This window comes from Nostoc sp. KVJ20, assembly GCF_001712795.1.
Classification (GTDB): domain Bacteria; phylum Cyanobacteriota; class Cyanobacteriia; order Cyanobacteriales; family Nostocaceae; genus Nostoc.
Genome location: NZ_KV757632.1, coordinates 63,048 through 77,800, shown reverse-complemented (window position 1 = coordinate 77,800; position 14,753 = coordinate 63,048). Strand labels below are relative to the sequence as shown.

Sequence of the window (14,753 nt, the reverse complement as noted above, 5' to 3'; positions counted from 1 at the left end):
ACATAGATGAGGTTTAGCTAGGACTTTTATCTGCCATTGTCCTTAAACAAGGAAGTAATCATTTAAGAAACGTAACAATTATTAAGGTTTTTGTATTCCCTCATATATAAACTTAATGTTTCAACCCTCGCTCATCTGAAAATTTACCATTTCATAAATATCACTGAATGAAATTTGGAAATTTATAGAAGCTAGTGTTAACAATGAATCGGGAGATTCATATTCAGTTAATACCCATTTACCATCCGAGTTTTTAGCAAATTGCTCGACGTAAAACTTGTATTGATCAATCAGAATATATTCTTTAAATTCAGGAATTGAACGATAACAACGAAACTTATCTGATTCGTCATAACTTCTGGTTGATTTTGATAAAACCTCAATAATTATTAAGGGATTTGTAACAGTGGTCGTGCTGTCATTCTCATACATTGGTTCTCCCGCGATCGCCATCACATCTGGATATGTGTATCTTCTGTAGCCCGGTATCCACAAGCGCACATCACTAGTAAATAAATTATAATTTTGCCCTCTTAAAGCAAATTTTAAATGAGCAACTAAATTAACGATGATATGGTTATGATTAGTTGTACCTCCTGCCATTGGCACTATTTCTCCATCTAAGTATTCACTTTTGTATTCGGCTGTTTCTTCCAGTGCTAAATATTCTTCACGAGTGTAGTAGCGTTTTTCTGCCTGTGTTCGCATAAAAACCTCCATAAACAAAAATAGATAAATACAATTTATTGCGGCTTATCAGTCAATAATCTTAATTGCTATAGCAATCCGATTTGATTTCTGAATCACTCGTAGAGGTAAGGGACTGGGGATTAGGGACTGGGGACTGGGAAGAAGGAATAAAGGTGTACTGAGTTTTGTTCAAAAATCAAATATGAGTCCTATAGTTCCTGCCTTCTTCACGCAATACTCCCGCGCTTTCTGGCTTCTTTGTAAGAAGTTCCCACATTTTTTAAACCAGCTTTAATCATTTGTTGTTCGAGAAGGGCAAAGAAACGCGCTCTGTCGCCACCTTTTACCACTGCTTGATTATGGGCTTCTGCGATCGCTACAGGATAGCCATATCCTTTTTGAACTTGTGCTAACATCAGTCCCAGTGCTTGGTCTAACATGGTTGCATTCTGGGCTACCCATGCCGGAACTTCGATTCGGGCGATTTCAGTGCCAACGTGGACGTAGCAAAAGTAAATGGTTTGATCGCCGTAAAGTTCGAGAATGGGGGAATTACTCCGCCACAGAGTACTGCGTTGTCCTGGTTTGAGTCGGGTTGCCCAAACTGAAGTATCTCGCAATTGTTCAAAAATTTTACAAGGTACTTTTTCTAGCTGATTTGGGCAATGACTTTTACAGTCTGGCACTGGATGGGGACAAGCCAACAGGCGTAAAAAGTTCATTGTTTCGATGCTGCGAGAGGCGCTAAGATAACCCATCAACGGAATTTTAGCATCACGCATCTGCTGCCAAGCTTCCAGAATCGGGGGTAAAATGCGATCGCGTGCATCCATTGGCAACTGTTCTAAAAACCAGTAAATTAGCGAACCATCTACCATCGCCAGCGCTGGCGTTTCCCCTTGCGCTGCACCACACGCAAGTTCTGCTAACACCGTTGTTTCTGAAGCAGTGCGGCGAAAACTCATCCATTCCTCGGTTCTAATTCCCCACTGCCGAGACATATATAAATCTTCTGGGCGGTAAAATACTTCTGGCAAACTATCGAGTAGCGGATGGCGATTTTGTCCGTAATGCAAGACAACTCTGCCGATATTTAGGAGATAACAGTAAGCAATTTCGTGATGATTAGGGGCAATTTGCGAACCATCGGTAGCGATGACAGTATGAACTTTTGGAGGAACTGGGATATCAATGCAGGTTTCTAGCGGTTCAATTGGGGTAGCATTAGCGAAGAGAATGCGATCGCGCCATTTTTCCTGGCGATCGATTAAATCTTGTTGAGACTCGTAAGCATTTTTTAAATGTTGTTGCGCCAACTCTAAACGCTGGCGACTAGCAGCAGCTTCTAATGTTAGATGCTGACTTAAACCCTGCATTTGTCGCGCTAGTTTTGTTAGATCAAGCATAAAAGTAAGTACTAAGTTAGGAGTTAGAAGTTAGAAGTTAGGAGTTGGGAGTTTTCCTAATTACTTATTATTTACCTACATCTTTTAAATATGTCACTTTGCTGCAATTATCCCAGTAAATTAAAATAATTTGTAATTGGTAATAACACTCTAATACTCGCTACAGTTCTTGCAGAAGGCAGGAGAAAGAAAATATTTTTTTGCCCTATGTGACAGGGTTTAGAGCAAATAAATTTATTTATGGTGATTCCTCCTGCCCATTGGTGTCAACTTAACGCAAAAACTATGTCCCGCAAGGAACTGAAGTTCCAAGAATCATAGCGAAAGTTATCTGAAGATGACTAGATATCCCCAAAAATATTCAGTCTACTTCAGTAGACTTTAGCTATGAGCCAGAGAATTCATTCTCTGGCGGGTTATGAAGCCCGCAGCGAAGCTATTTCTAGCTTAAGTTGACACCAATGCCTCCTACCTCCTGCCTTCTGCCTCCTTAATTAAAGCCAAGCTGAGAAATCTTTGGCAAACTGAGAAAGTGATAACAACTTAATTCGCGGATCATTTTGTGCAGCTTCCCGTTCTGCTTGGGTATTATAGCCCCAGTCTGCAAGAAAAAGTTTCACATCCTCAAGGTCTGCTTGTTGTTGAACTAACTGTAATGTCTTGAGTCTATCTTCTACAAACCAGAGACTAAGTGGTTTTTCTCCTGCTGACTGAATTAATTCTCGCAAAATTTCATATTTGGGACGCTTGACCTCTTTACCAAAAATTGCTGCTGGTGGTAAATTCACCCCTTCTTGTTGCAACAACTGCTGGACAAAACGTCCTTCTTTAGTCGTCACAATGTATAGCTTAACTCCACTGTCAATAGTTAATTTAATTTTTTCTACTACAGCCGGATAAAATCTATGCAGACTCAGCCACCCATCTAAATCTGTAGTAATCCATTTATCTCGCTGGTCATCTAGTTTTGTGGCAATTTCTCTTGCTTGCAATTTGTCATTTAACAAAAGTTGTGGGGCAATAGTTACCCATTCATCAAGAATCTTTTCGTCAGTAATTCCATCTACCAAGGCTTTAATTAAAACGGGCATTTCCCAACCCGTTTCAATAACAGGTCTTAGACGGTAGAATCTCAAAGCTAAATCATCTGCTGGTGTGTCGTTAGTAGAAGACCAAATTTCACAGTAGGTACGCCATGCTACCTCAAAATATTCAATTAATCCGTCGCAAATCACTCCATCAAAGTCCAGGGCTAAAATTTTGGGACTACTTGTGGTCATTGGTTTGAGAATGAAACTAATGAAACTGCTGTTGTCAGCTTACCCGACAATTTTAAATCATGCAGTAATCTTTGTTAGTCTTTTATAATTTATAATTTTCTGAAAAAGTATGATGGCATTGTTCAATTTGATTTGATACTAGCAAGTTGACGAGGATCTACAGCAGATTTGCGATCAACGAAAGGAATTTGGTTTTGCTTAGGATCTAACTTAAGATATGTTCCTCACAAAATCTATTCAAAATCTATTCTCAAACTCTCTCCAGGGAAAGAACTCTTTATGCCTGGGATTTTTTAAGCTGTTATTAGTCAAGTCACACTTTTAATACCTGAAAGAGCCATGAGTGATAATAAACAACAAAGTCAAATTAATCAACCAGTAAGCGAAGATCGCGATTCTCGTGAAAAGCCAGATGTGAATGAAAGGAACCTAACCGCGAATCCGGGAGATAGAATTGCTGATGAGCCTCAATCAGTTGAAGAGAAGGCTAAACAGGTAGCTGTTGATGATGTCCCAGACATTACAGGCGACAAAATCACAGTCCCGACTTACTTCGTCGTGGATGAAGCCGATGGCGAAAAGAAGGCACTCCACCACGTTAAAGATGCTGAAGAGATTTCTGATGTAATTCGGGAAGCACGAGTTGACGAAAATGGAAATCGAGTTTGGTGGTAGTTCTTTATTGAAAATGCAAAGAGGCGGAGAAGTTATCAAATACTCTCTCCGTTTCTTTGTGTCTCCCACTCACTGGATCTTGTTTGGTCAAGTTAGTCTATGAATTCACACAATTAGAATGTATGTGAAAATTCTCCCACGATGAAGGGTGATGGTAAATGTCATTTTTTCCATAGAATCTGTATATAGATCAATACGTTTCGGTTAAGGCAAGAGACGCGATAAATCGCGTCTAAAGATATTTTTATTTGCATTGAAATACACTCTAAATTAAATCAGAATCTTTAGTTGTATTAGAGTTTATTTCGCTCTGGATTTTTGCAACTTCGTTTCCTATTTCTTCGGGTGAAAACTCGGTTTTTTTGCCCCTACCCTAAGCCTTTGATATGCTTCATCTAGTGGATAATGCGTTACTTGCATTTTTCCATATGAACCACTTATACCAATTTAATGTGAAGTTGCATATATCTTGATCCCCCTAAATCCCCCTTAAAAAGGGGGACTTTGAAAGCAAGGTTGTGATGCCAACTAATTAGTGCAAGCACCTCTTGCACTAATTGCTCATCTGGATATGCTTCGGCAAATGCCCGCATATACTTGAGGTTGCGAAGCGAAAAACCCTTCATTTCTGGAAAAGCTTTCTGCAAGTCAGCCGCCAGACGAGTGATAACTTTTGCGCCCCAACCCTGCTGCTGTTGGCGATTTAGAATATCTCGCCCAATTTGCCAGTAGAGTAATACTAATTCTTTATTGACTGCAACTGCCGCTCGTAATTGAGCGCTGGAAATTCGGCTTTTTAATGCACTTAGAAAATCTTCATAACCGATAATATCAGATGAGTCCCTTCGTGAAACTTCGGATTTATCATCTCTAGGCATAAAAAAGAATTAACGCTACCTCTATATTGCCAGCATTACGCAAAATTTTGCTAACCAAATTTTGGTATCAGATACAGATATACAATCATCCGGCGTTATATCAGTATTTTTGCTGTATTGATGGCAGAAGGCTGTGAGTTCAATTTACCAAGGTTTACGCAAAGAATATTGGCGCAACTTTAACATATTTTCATGAAAAATATTTTTTAGCACCCAAAGATTAAAAGTTTTAAGAAGTCGTTACTTACACCTTTGACATCAGAGTATATAGCTTCAATAATGTTCTTACGTAAAAATCCGTAGTCATATAGGATTCCTATTTGATTTTTGCTAAATATACTGAGAGCCAAAACCTGAACCGGCTATCTCTCAGTTAGCTTGGCTTTGACAAATCAAATGGGATCGCTATATAAACTGGCATTAATAGGGTTGCATTATGCTTTTCTCGAATTCAATAACCAGCTTAAAAAATCGCCCAAAAAATAATAAAAAAGGTACAGTTTTTTGGACTCAAAGTAACATTTTTCTGCTCACTGCATATTTAATCACTTTACCGATTTGTACGTTGATAATTCTATCCTTATTATTGCCCTTATTCACTGCCAGCTTATTCGCTCCCATTGGAAACTCGTACCACTCTACATCGATTCCTTGGATAGATGATGCATCTGAATGTGAATATACGGGGAGAAATTGGCGCGATCGCAAGTGTTGGGATAATGAACATAGTCCCATGTTCTGAATGGAGATTGCATTTAGAGGGTATGCAAATCATCAGAACAATTGCCTAATTTGACAAAACAGGCTACTTCTCTCTATCTAGCTTCTCTTGAATAGCTTCTCTACAAAATTCTGGAGGATCGTCTTTAGCTTTCACTTCTTCCTTCATCTTTTCAGTAGCACGGAAGCTGATAGTAGTCGTTAATGGTTCTTCTCTATTGGATTTAATTGGTTCTAGGCTTTCTGGATTACCTTTGGGATTGGGCATTGTTGAGAAATGTAAACAATGGCTGAAACATTAGTGTACAAGTGTTTAATGAATAATTGGTGGTGTGCTAGTTTGCAAGACCGGGTATCACCACCAATATCCACTTTTCAATGGACACTACCATTTTATGTTCACACGCACAGAATTAGAAGTTAAAAGCTTGAGAGCGTTACGCGATTTATGCCTGATCCAGTACGGCATCCAAGCAATTGGAAACCCTGCTGATAAGGCATCCTACATTAACGCACTCCTGACCTTCCCTGTTGTCGCCTGCAAGCAAGTATCAGAAAATAGAGGATTGAAGTCTCCTATATTCTCTCAAGTAGAATCGCTAGAAGCAGCACTAGAGGCTATGGGAACACCTACACCAGAACAGTCTGCATTACTCAAAGTGACGATGGAAGGAAGAAAGTTAGAGTACCCAGCGCGGTACAGTCAAGAGAAGCTATTTGGACTGTATCGGGTTAAATGGCATCTGGATACAGCACTAGAGATCCTGGGAATGCTTTAAATCCTAGTTAGTCCCCGACATCCTAGAAGCGGGGACTTTTTATATCTTAGTGTCCAGAGTTGTTAGAGTATTATTTGAGCGTTTAAGAGAGAGTGAAGGCTGAAAGTATTGATATTATGTCGATTTATCGTAATCTGCAAGAAACTCACTTAAATCGTGCCCGCGCCAGTCTTAGACAAGCGCTGTCTTGGTATGGATATCTTCGTAAGTCAGGACAGTTATCATCTAACCCAGAATTGGTAGGTTTGCTGAAACCAGAATTGGAAACTTTGAACGCCACACTCAACAAACTGGATTCTAACGTCATTAGAATTGCCGTCTTTGGTTTGGTGAGTCGGGGAAAGTCAGCAGTTTTAAATGCCTTGCTGGGAGACAAGATTCTGCAAACTGGGCCCCTAAACGGTGTCACTCAATGGCCGCGTTCCGTCCGTTGGCAGCCAGGGGGCAAGGTACTTGTAGAGTTAATTGATACCCCCGGATTAGACGAAATTGAAGGTGAGTCACGGGCAGATATGGCACGTGAAGTAGTACATCAGGCGGATTTGATTTTGTTTGTCGTGTCTGGTGATATCACACGCACTGAGTATCAAGCACTGCTGGAATTGCGTAAATCACAAAAACCCTTGATTTTAGTGTTCAACAAAATAGACCTTTATCCAGACACAGATCAAGGAGCAATTTACCAAAATTTGCAACAACTGGGTGCGGGGAATCCTCAAGCGAAGCCTCTACTACCTGATGAAATTGTGATGGTAGCGGCGGAACCAGCAGCAATGGAAGTCCGGGTTGAGTGGCCTGATGGGCGTGTCAGTTATGAATGGGAGACACCACCACCGCAAGTAGAGGAACTTAAAGAGACAATTCTGAATATTCTGAATCGGGAAGGGCGATCGCTTCTGGCGTTAAATGCACTCATCCAAGCACGGGATGCAGAAGCCGCGATCGCTCAAAAAACCATCGACTTACGCGAACAAGAAGCCGAAGAAATTATTTGGCAATTCACCAAATACAAAGCTTTGGCAGTGGCTTTAAATCCCATCGCTTTTTTAGACATCCTTGGCGGAACTGTTGCCGATTTAGCTTTAATTCGCGCTCTAGCTAGATTGTATGGTTTACCAATGACTAGCTATGAAGCCGGGAAAATTTTAAAAACGATTTTATTTAGTTCTGGTGGCTTACTACTGGGGGAATTAGGTAGTAGTTTTCTTTTAGGCTTAGGTAAAAGTACTGCTGCAATCACCAGTGGTGACAATCCCACCAATATTACTGCCTTTGCTAGTAGTGCGATCGCTCAAGCTGGTATCGCCGGTTATGGCGCATACTCCGTTGGCAAAGCCGCCCAAGTCTATCTCGAAAAAGGCTGCACTTGGGGACAGTTGGGCGCTAGCAGCGTCATTCAAGAAATTCTCTCTCAAGTTGACCAAAATACAATTCTGTATCGCTTGCGACAAGAGTTAGGCATAAAGTATTGAGAATAAATAAGAATTATTAAGTCTTTGTTACCGTTTATAAGTGTTTATCAACTTCTATCAAACTCTTCTGACAATTGACTGACATTCCTAATTTGGGATGCAAGATTAAGGGGACAGGTTACAGGGTAGAGGTTATAGGAAATAAAAACTATCCCCTATCCCCTAATATCTCTCTGTGTAAATTAAAGGTAAAAGTATCATGACAACTACTCTAAACTCATTTGAAACTGCTGGGGCAACAAATCTTGAAGAAGCGATTACTGAAGCCATTACCGAAGCCCGGACAACTTGTGAGCTAGATGGTAGTGATTCTGCTGGTTGTGCCGTAGCCTGGGACATTGTGGAAGAATTACAAGCTGAAAAAGCCGATCAACAGCAAGCAAAATCAAAGAAAACCTCTTTGGAAAATTACTGCGATCGCCATCCAGCTTCCGTAGAATGTCTAATCTACGACGTTTAATAAGAGAGAATTCAGGAGTCAGGAGTCAGAATGGGCTAAACGCCCCGCTACCGCTAACAGTATGAATTGGAGTCTGAGTACAGATGAATATGTGGGTTAAAGTCTCCCACTAATTGATTCTGAATTCTGCATTCTTCTTTAACTTTTTCGTAAATCAGTTGTTGCTGATTGCGTTATTTGCTTAATTGCCTCTAAATCAGGTGGTGGTGTTTCACTTTCCATTCCCAACCACAAAAGATATTCGATATTCCCAGCCGGGCCAGTGATCGGCGACCAAGTTAAGCCTTTGTATTTCCATCCTAATTCGTGGGCTGTTTGCAACACCTGGAAAATGGCATCAGCTTGGTCGTTTGGATCTCGCACAACACCTTTTTTACCCACACGGGATCTGCCGACTTCAAATTGTGGCTTGACTAACAATACAGCTTCTCGGTTAGCTTGAGTTAGCTGCCACAAAGCAGGCAGAATCTTAGTTAAAGAAATAAACGATACATCCACCACCGCCAAATCAGGAACCGAGTCATTTTCCCGATATAACTCATCCGGTCGTAGTTGTCGTAAATTGGTGCGTTCCCGCAAAATCACCCGCGGATCATTTCGTAACCGCCAGTCAACTTGTCCGTAACCGACATCAATACCGTAAACTTGTTTTGCTCCAGCTTGTAAGAGACAATCAGTAAAACCACCGGTAGAAATTCCACCATCTAAACAAATGCGCTCTGCTACGGGAATGGCAAATACTGACAAAGCTTTCGAGAGTTTTTCACCGCCTCTAGAAACAAAAGGCGATCGCTCTTTAATATTTATTTGAGCCGCAATATCAACTTCAGTACCAGGTTTATCAACTAATTGCTGATTAACAGTAACTTCTCCCGCCTGAATTAACCGCTGTGCTAAGGCGCGAGAAGAACATAAATTTAATTCTACTAATAGTGTATCGAGTCGCTGTTTAGCCAATTAACTAGATTCTCCTGGTAAGATTAAAGCCAAAGCACTCTTTATTTATTATTCTTTGGAAATACACAAGATAAAGATAATTAAGATACAGCAAAATCCGTGTATTGGCGTAGTTCAGCAGGATGAAAACCCAAAACAATATCTTCGCGCAAGATACCCGCTTCTAATAATGCCTCTGCCACTGGCTGGGAAGTACCATCATATTGAATCCACACTTTATCATTAATAATATCTATATGTACCACCGAACCATGTACGCGGTGCACCCCATCCCAACCGATATGTAACACTTCATAGTGATCTCGCTCCAAATCAATGACTGCTTGTGTCTCTATTTGACCGTTAGCAGGTTTGTGACCAGCATATTCAAATATCAACTGACGAATAATTTCACGATACCGAGCTAGCTTATCCATCTGATAATCCTTTCTAGTTGCTCGTCAAAGACAATTAGGTTTATTCCTATACTATTAAGAATTAGCTGACCAAAGCGTTCGGAAAATATACCTTCATAAACTCGCTTGGGAACTGCTAAATAAAGTTGGCGTTTTGGTTGTAGTTCTTTAAGCACACTGCGATAAACTTCATACTGTCCTACAGCTTCCTGGAGGTCATTCACGGGAGAAGGACTCAGAAAACTTTTGATTTCAACAGCTATTTTTTGATCGTCCCTCTCAGCAGCAATGGTAACTCTTTCTGCTCCAATATCTACGTAAAGTTCTCTACCCCCGTATGCAAGGTATAAGGGATCGTTGGTTATTGTCCAACCATCTGCTATAAGTGCTTTAATGACTACGGCGTGGTAAATGTCTCTGGCTGACATTAGTCGAAAGATAGCTCCAAAAACACAGCTTTAATCTAGCAAAGTTATTTGACAGAGGCACAATGTTACCATCTGGCGGCGAAAACTTAAATAAAACCCTTTTCAAAGCCTGGTAGAGTTCACAAAAAAGCGATCGCTCTTTTCCCAACACAGACAAAAGTGCGATCGCTATTTATAATTCTTGTGGGGCAGACACCTTGCCCACTTAAAATCTAAATATCTATCTCGCTCAACTCGCGTGTGATGTGATCAAATGGTTCATCTACAAAAGCAGTATTAACCACACCTGCTGCTGCTACTTGCTCCTTAATCAGATCCTTGAGAATCTGAATACCGCGAACAGTAGGCCCAATAGGCACTCCTAGAGAATTATAAGTTTCTCGCAGCCCTTGTAGCACACGCTCATCCAATACATTTGTATTTCCAGCAACCAACGCATAGGTAGCGTAGCGCAAGTAGTAGTCTAAATCCCGCAGACAAGCCGCATAACGACGAGTTGTATAAGAATTTCCACCAGGACGAATCAATTCTGGCAGTTCTTCATATAACTTCAAACCAGCTTGCTTGACAAGTGCAGCCGCATTAGAATTTATCGCCGCCGCCGCTTGGACTCGGACTGTACCACTGTCAAAGTAAGACTTCAGGCTATCGATCGCATTCCGGTCAAAATACCGACCAGCTAAGTCATAATTCTTAATTAAACTTGTTACCGCATCGCGCATTCCTTCTTCTCCCAATCATTGCTATTTATGGTTTGATATTTATTTGGCTGCACTTATGCACCAGTAAATTTTTGTGCTATTAAAAATAGATTCGGCACAAAAACAATCTATCCACTACATAAGGATTTTATGTCAAAGTTGACCCCTATATGATGAACTTTCCAGTTTTGTGCAGATGAACGCTGAAAGGTTAATATAACCTGATAATCCAGATATCTGTAGTACAAGCTACAAAATCAGCTAATGTCTAGTATTTAAGATATTTCTGGTGTGTCACGGCCTGATTGAGATCAGCAGGGTTAGGATGCTTTGGAAGATTCTGGTTTACTTTAGAAAATTGGTAGAGAAGGAGTAACAATGACAACACCACAAGAACTCTTGAAGAGAATTCAAGATGAAAAAATTCAGCTGATTGATCTCAAATTCATCGATACAGTAGGGACTTGGCAGCACCTCACACTGTACCAGAACCAAATCGATGAGACTGCATTCACTGATGGCGTAGCTTTTGACGGTTCCAGCATTCGGGGTTGGAAAGCGATCAACGAATCGGACATGACGATGGTACTCGACCCCAACACTGCTTGGATCGACCCATTTATGGAAGTCCCAACACTAAGTATAATTTGTAGTATTAAAGACCCCCGCACGGGTGAACCGTACAACCGTTGCCCACGCGTTATTGCCCAAAAAGCAATAGATTACTTGGTTTCCAGTGGTCTTGGTGATACAGCCTTCTTTGGCCCTGAAGCTGAGTTCTTTATCTTTGATAGTGCTAGGTTTGCTCAAACTGCTAACGAAGGCTACTATTTCTTAGACTCCGAAGAAGGTGCTTGGAATTCCGGTAAAGCCGGTACAGATGAAAAACCCAACTTGGGTTACAAACCACGCTTCAAAGAAGGTTACTTCCCAGTCGCACCGACGGATTCTTTCCAGGATATCCGTACAGAGATGCTGTTGACAATGGCAGAATTAGGTGTGCCCATTGAAAAGCATCACCACGAAGTTGCTACTGGTGGTCAGTGCGAACTAGGTTTCCGCTTTGGTAAATTGATCGAAGCGGCTGACTGGTTGATGATTTACAAATACGTCATCAAGAACGTTGCTAAGAAATACGGCAAAACTGTCACCTTCATGCCAAAACCAATTTTTGGCGACAACGGTTCAGGAATGCACTGTCACCAGTCCATCTGGAAAGATGGCAAACCTCTGTTTGCAGGTGATAAATATGCTGGTTTGAGCGATATGGCGTTGTACTACATTGGTGGTCTTCTCAAACACGCACCAGCGCTGTTGGCAATTACCAACCCCAGCACCAACTCATACAAGCGCCTAGTGCCTGGTTATGAAGCTCCTGTTAACTTGGCTTACTCCGAAGGAAACCGTTCTGCTTCTATCCGTATTCCTCTATCTGGTAAGAATCCCAAAGCCAAGCGTTTAGAATTCCGTTGTCCAGATGCTACATCTAACCCCTACTTGGCATTTGCTGCAATGCTTTGTGCTGGTATTGATGGCATCAAGAACAAAATACATCCTGGTGAACCCTTAGATAAAAATATCTATGAACTCTCTCCAGAGGAGCTTGCAAAGGTTCCCTCAACTCCAAGTTCTTTAGAACTGGCATTGCAAGCACTAGAAAACGATCACGGTTTCTTGACAGAATCAGGCGTATTCACGGAAGACTTTATCGAAAATTGGATTGACTACAAGCTTAACGAAGCCAAGCAGTTACAGCTACGTCCTCATCCCTACGAGTTTTACCTCTACTACGATGCTTAATGAAGAGTCGTAAGTCGTAATCTAACTAAAAAGTAATAAGTTTTGCCACCCTAAAGTTGAGGGTGGCTTTTTTTTCCAGACTTATCAGTTGAGACATTTACTCAAAAAATCCAGCTTAGAATTCCTGAAACTTAGCTCATGGAAGCATGGCTGGGGCCATAAATCATCCGACTGCTAGCATCTACTTTCCCTTGAATTGGGTTCCAGTAGTGAGATACTTCTTCAGGAAGACCAAGTTCTTGTGCCGCCCGCATCAGCATTGATTGTTGGCGATTCTTGACTTGTTGATGTTCACGCACCATTAATGCACGAGATTTATCTGCGATAGACATAACCATACTCCTCTTTATTTTGTGAATATATAATTTCTGTTCCTTCACATAACTAATATAGCAAAAATTCTGTAACATAAGCTACTTTTTACAAAAGTTTATATTTGCTTTTGCTCACAATATCAGGTGTTTTTCCTAAAAGCCGAAAAAATCCTCTCAATTCACCTTTTATGACTAAAATCATCTGGCTTCAGATTTGTTTAATCTCAAAAAACACACCTTTCCTAAGAGAGAACATTTATTTGTTACTTTTATTTACATTTAAAAGGTCTGATACTTGAGTTCAACTCAAGCCATTAATTTTTGTAACTTTTACTGTTTTTTGGTGATTGTACGCAGACACAGCAGTTGCAAAAAACTAAGTTACCATGAAATAAAGATTTACAAAAATTTACATAACTTATGACAGTTACCTATCCACGTAAATTTCAGAATGTTTTGAGTGCCAGAGATGTATTGAAACGGGTGGTATGCGATCGCGAAATCCATCTAATTACCCTCAACCGCTACCGTTATAGTGAACAACGCAGTTGCAAAGACCTGACTGATTTAATTGAGCAACTGAATGGACAGGCACGGGAACTAGTGCGGGATTTGTCTCACCACATCTCAGATGAAGCTCGTCATGCAATGTGGCTGACTGACTTGTTGGCAGAACTGGGAGCAGATATTGGTAAGCCGCCCGGTTCTTCCTATATCAATGAATTTGAACGCCTGCTCGACCACGAACAACAAAATCCAGTCGAAAACCTTGATGATTTTGTGATTTCTTCCCTTGCGGCAATTAACGTCACCGAAAAACGGGGCTGTGAATATTTTTCTGCCCACATTTATGCACTTAAGCAAGGGGCACAAACGGCAGAAAACATCAAAATTCGGGAAACGATTGAAAAAATTCTCCCAGAGGAAGTGGGACACGTGCGCTGGGGTAATCGTTGGCTAGGAGAACTTGCGCGTAAGAGTCCAGAACATCAGCAAAAAGTAGAGCAAGCCAAGCGAAAATATACCGCAATTGAACAAGCAGCATTTGAATCAGGAATGGATATCACTTTGGGCGCAGAACTACGGCGAGTTGCCAACTTGGTGGAAGTGGCAAATACCATGCCACTTTGGCAACGTCCCCAATACTTGATGGAACGCTTACCCCAGACTTTGCTAGCGCCTGAGTTGCAATTTACTAGGATTCAGGCTGCACAAAAAGCTTGGCAGCGCGATCCACAGACGTTTATCGAGAAGTTTGTGCCAATGTTCCTCAATGGCATTCAGGGAAGAGAAAATAAGAGCAAGAAAACAACAGTTTAAAAGGGAATGGCCATTGGGCATTGAAAAGAGGCAGAGGGGCAGGGAGCAGAGGAGAAAGAGGTAATTTTTTATTCTCCTCCTTGCCCCCTACCCCCTACTCTCCTGCTTCTTCCTCATCTCCCCACTCGCTTTTCTTTAAGTAAAATTTATCTAAAAAGGCCAGATGCAAAATTTTGCATCTGGCCTTGGGTGTAGAATAATTAAAGTAACTAAGATGATCTAGCAGATCCTTCTTAATATTTATTTTGTTGGGAGCTATCTGCGGGAAGAAGGAACCAGAGTGCAAGAGTAGGTCAGGAATAGTAAGATTTGTTGCCAAGTGCAATAAACTTATATTACTTGTGTGAATCCACGCGCTAGTTCAGATCAGATGAAAGGAAAGAGATTGTATGCTTCGGCAAAGGACGCTAAACAGGCGTCGGAGCGAAGATCAATTACTTGCTGATGTAGATAACCAGCTAGGCAATATATTAAGAAA

The 14,753-nt window shown here is 41.0% G+C and carries 17 protein-coding genes; 6 read left to right on the top strand and 11 right to left on the bottom strand.

Annotated elements, in window-relative coordinates:
- Positions 1 to 120 precede the first annotated feature (120 nt).
- From A4S05_RS18625 to A4S05_RS18615, 3 genes are all read right to left on the bottom strand, one after another.
- Positions 121 to 708, bottom strand: a complete 588-nt coding sequence (locus A4S05_RS18625; RefSeq protein WP_069071290.1) for a Uma2 family endonuclease — start codon at positions 706 to 708, stop codon at positions 121 to 123.
- A 209-nt stretch (positions 709 to 917) separates the two neighbouring features.
- The gene (locus A4S05_RS18620; RefSeq protein WP_069071289.1) at positions 918 to 2,096 is read right to left on the bottom strand and encodes a DNA double-strand break repair nuclease NurA; all 1,179 of its coding nucleotides are present in this window, start codon (positions 2,094 to 2,096) and stop codon (positions 918 to 920) included.
- A 494-nt stretch (positions 2,097 to 2,590) separates the two neighbouring features.
- Positions 2,591 to 3,376, bottom strand: coding sequence for an HAD family hydrolase (locus tag A4S05_RS18615; RefSeq protein ID WP_069071288.1), 786 nt, complete (start codon positions 3,374 to 3,376; stop codon positions 2,591 to 2,593).
- A 339-nt stretch (positions 3,377 to 3,715) separates the two neighbouring features.
- On the opposite strand from A4S05_RS18615, the gene A4S05_RS18610 reads away from it, so the two are divergent.
- Positions 3,716 to 4,051, top strand: a complete 336-nt coding sequence (locus A4S05_RS18610) for a hypothetical protein (RefSeq protein WP_069071287.1) — start codon at positions 3,716 to 3,718, stop codon at positions 4,049 to 4,051.
- A 437-nt stretch (positions 4,052 to 4,488) separates the two neighbouring features.
- On the opposite strand, the gene A4S05_RS18605 is transcribed toward A4S05_RS18610, so the two are convergent.
- From A4S05_RS18605 to A4S05_RS18595, 3 genes are all read right to left on the bottom strand, one after another.
- On the bottom strand, positions 4,489 to 4,929 hold the full coding sequence (locus tag A4S05_RS18605) for a DUF1016 N-terminal domain-containing protein (protein ID WP_069071286.1): 441 nt from the start codon (positions 4,927 to 4,929) through the stop codon (positions 4,489 to 4,491).
- Between the two features lie 510 nt (positions 4,930 to 5,439).
- On the bottom strand, positions 5,440 to 5,664 hold the full coding sequence (locus A4S05_RS18600) for a hypothetical protein (RefSeq protein WP_069071285.1): 225 nt from the start codon (positions 5,662 to 5,664) through the stop codon (positions 5,440 to 5,442).
- Between the two features lie 70 nt (positions 5,665 to 5,734).
- Positions 5,735 to 5,917, bottom strand: a complete 183-nt coding sequence (locus A4S05_RS18595) for a hypothetical protein (RefSeq protein ID WP_069071284.1) — start codon at positions 5,915 to 5,917, stop codon at positions 5,735 to 5,737.
- A 127-nt stretch (positions 5,918 to 6,044) separates the two neighbouring features.
- Here A4S05_RS18595 and A4S05_RS18590 point away from each other — a divergent pair, with 127 nt between their 5' ends.
- The 3 genes from A4S05_RS18590 to A4S05_RS18580 all read left to right on the top strand — a co-directional run bounded on the left by A4S05_RS18590 (position 6,045) and on the right by A4S05_RS18580 (position 8,360).
- The gene (locus A4S05_RS18590; RefSeq protein ID WP_069071283.1) at positions 6,045 to 6,428 is read left to right on the top strand and encodes a hypothetical protein; all 384 of its coding nucleotides are present in this window, start codon (positions 6,045 to 6,047) and stop codon (positions 6,426 to 6,428) included.
- Between the two features lie 116 nt (positions 6,429 to 6,544).
- Positions 6,545 to 7,900 carry a GTP-binding protein gene (locus A4S05_RS18585; RefSeq protein WP_069071282.1) on the top strand — a complete coding sequence of 452 codons (1,356 nt, stop codon included), beginning with the start codon at positions 6,545 to 6,547 and terminating at the stop codon, positions 7,898 to 7,900.
- Between the two features lie 199 nt (positions 7,901 to 8,099).
- Positions 8,100 to 8,360 carry a Calvin cycle protein CP12 gene (locus A4S05_RS18580; protein ID WP_069071281.1) on the top strand — a complete coding sequence of 87 codons (261 nt, stop codon included), beginning with the start codon at positions 8,100 to 8,102 and terminating at the stop codon, positions 8,358 to 8,360.
- A 138-nt stretch (positions 8,361 to 8,498) separates the two neighbouring features.
- Here A4S05_RS18580 and A4S05_RS18575 read toward each other — a convergent pair whose 3' ends face one another.
- The 4 genes from A4S05_RS18575 to apcB all read right to left on the bottom strand — a co-directional run bounded on the left by A4S05_RS18575 (position 8,499) and on the right by apcB (position 10,862).
- The gene (locus A4S05_RS18575) at positions 8,499 to 9,317 is read right to left on the bottom strand and encodes a TlyA family RNA methyltransferase (protein ID WP_069071280.1); all 819 of its coding nucleotides are present in this window, start codon (positions 9,315 to 9,317) and stop codon (positions 8,499 to 8,501) included.
- A gap of 80 nt (positions 9,318 to 9,397) precedes the next feature.
- On the bottom strand, positions 9,398 to 9,733 hold the full coding sequence (locus A4S05_RS18570) for a XisI protein (RefSeq protein ID WP_069071279.1): 336 nt from the start codon (positions 9,731 to 9,733) through the stop codon (positions 9,398 to 9,400).
- Positions 9,721 to 10,140, bottom strand: coding sequence for an element excision factor XisH family protein (locus A4S05_RS18565; protein ID WP_069071278.1), 420 nt, complete (start codon positions 10,138 to 10,140; stop codon positions 9,721 to 9,723). Before A4S05_RS18565 ends, A4S05_RS18570 begins: the two co-directional genes overlap by 13 nt.
- Positions 10,141 to 10,352: 212 nt before the next feature.
- Positions 10,353 to 10,862: an allophycocyanin subunit beta gene (apcB, locus tag A4S05_RS18560; protein ID WP_069071277.1), complete on the bottom strand. Its 510-nt coding sequence runs from the start codon at positions 10,860 to 10,862 to the stop codon at positions 10,353 to 10,355.
- Positions 10,863 to 11,219: 357 nt separating this feature from the next.
- On the opposite strand from apcB, the gene glnA reads away from it, so the two are divergent.
- Positions 11,220 to 12,641 carry a type I glutamate--ammonia ligase gene (gene glnA / locus A4S05_RS18555; protein ID WP_069071276.1) on the top strand — a complete coding sequence of 474 codons (1,422 nt, stop codon included), beginning with the start codon at positions 11,220 to 11,222 and terminating at the stop codon, positions 12,639 to 12,641.
- Between the two features lie 131 nt (positions 12,642 to 12,772).
- Here glnA and A4S05_RS18550 read toward each other — a convergent pair whose 3' ends face one another.
- Positions 12,773 to 12,973 carry a glutamine synthetase inactivation factor IF7A gene (locus A4S05_RS18550; protein ID WP_012411649.1) on the bottom strand — a complete coding sequence of 67 codons (201 nt, stop codon included), beginning with the start codon at positions 12,971 to 12,973 and terminating at the stop codon, positions 12,773 to 12,775.
- A 402-nt stretch (positions 12,974 to 13,375) separates the two neighbouring features.
- Here A4S05_RS18550 and A4S05_RS18545 point away from each other — a divergent pair, with 402 nt between their 5' ends.
- Positions 13,376 to 14,275 carry a ferritin-like domain-containing protein gene (locus tag A4S05_RS18545; protein ID WP_069071275.1) on the top strand — a complete coding sequence of 300 codons (900 nt, stop codon included), beginning with the start codon at positions 13,376 to 13,378 and terminating at the stop codon, positions 14,273 to 14,275.
- Positions 14,276 to 14,753 lie beyond the last annotated feature (478 nt).

Coding starts and splice junctions, on each gene's coding strand:
- A4S05_RS18625 (WP_069071290.1), bottom strand. CDS start 708: ATGCGAACACAGGCAGAAAAACGCTACTACACTCGTGAAGAATATTTA.
- A4S05_RS18620 (WP_069071289.1), bottom strand. CDS start 2,096: ATGCTTGATCTAACAAAACTAGCGCGACAAATGCAGGGTTTAAGTCAG.
- A4S05_RS18615 (WP_069071288.1), bottom strand. CDS start 3,376: ATGACCACAAGTAGTCCCAAAATTTTAGCCCTGGACTTTGATGGAGTG.
- A4S05_RS18610 (WP_069071287.1), top strand. CDS start 3,716: ATGAGTGATAATAAACAACAAAGTCAAATTAATCAACCAGTAAGCGAA.
- A4S05_RS18605 (WP_069071286.1), bottom strand. CDS start 4,929: ATGCCTAGAGATGATAAATCCGAAGTTTCACGAAGGGACTCATCTGAT.
- A4S05_RS18600 (WP_069071285.1), bottom strand. CDS start 5,664: ATGGGACTATGTTCATTATCCCAACACTTGCGATCGCGCCAATTTCTC.
- A4S05_RS18595 (WP_069071284.1), bottom strand. CDS start 5,917: ATGCCCAATCCCAAAGGTAATCCAGAAAGCCTAGAACCAATTAAATCC.
- A4S05_RS18590 (WP_069071283.1), top strand. CDS start 6,045: ATGTTCACACGCACAGAATTAGAAGTTAAAAGCTTGAGAGCGTTACGC.
- A4S05_RS18585 (WP_069071282.1), top strand. CDS start 6,545: ATGTCGATTTATCGTAATCTGCAAGAAACTCACTTAAATCGTGCCCGC.
- A4S05_RS18580 (WP_069071281.1), top strand. CDS start 8,100: ATGACAACTACTCTAAACTCATTTGAAACTGCTGGGGCAACAAATCTT.
- A4S05_RS18570 (WP_069071279.1), bottom strand. CDS start 9,733: ATGGATAAGCTAGCTCGGTATCGTGAAATTATTCGTCAGTTGATATTT.
- A4S05_RS18565 (WP_069071278.1), bottom strand. CDS start 10,140: ATGTCAGCCAGAGACATTTACCACGCCGTAGTCATTAAAGCACTTATA.
- apcB (WP_069071277.1), bottom strand. CDS start 10,862: ATGCGCGATGCGGTAACAAGTTTAATTAAGAATTATGACTTAGCTGGT.
- glnA (WP_069071276.1), top strand. CDS start 11,220: ATGACAACACCACAAGAACTCTTGAAGAGAATTCAAGATGAAAAAATT.
- A4S05_RS18550 (WP_012411649.1), bottom strand. CDS start 12,973: ATGTCTATCGCAGATAAATCTCGTGCATTAATGGTGCGTGAACATCAA.
- A4S05_RS18545 (WP_069071275.1), top strand. CDS start 13,376: ATGACAGTTACCTATCCACGTAAATTTCAGAATGTTTTGAGTGCCAGA.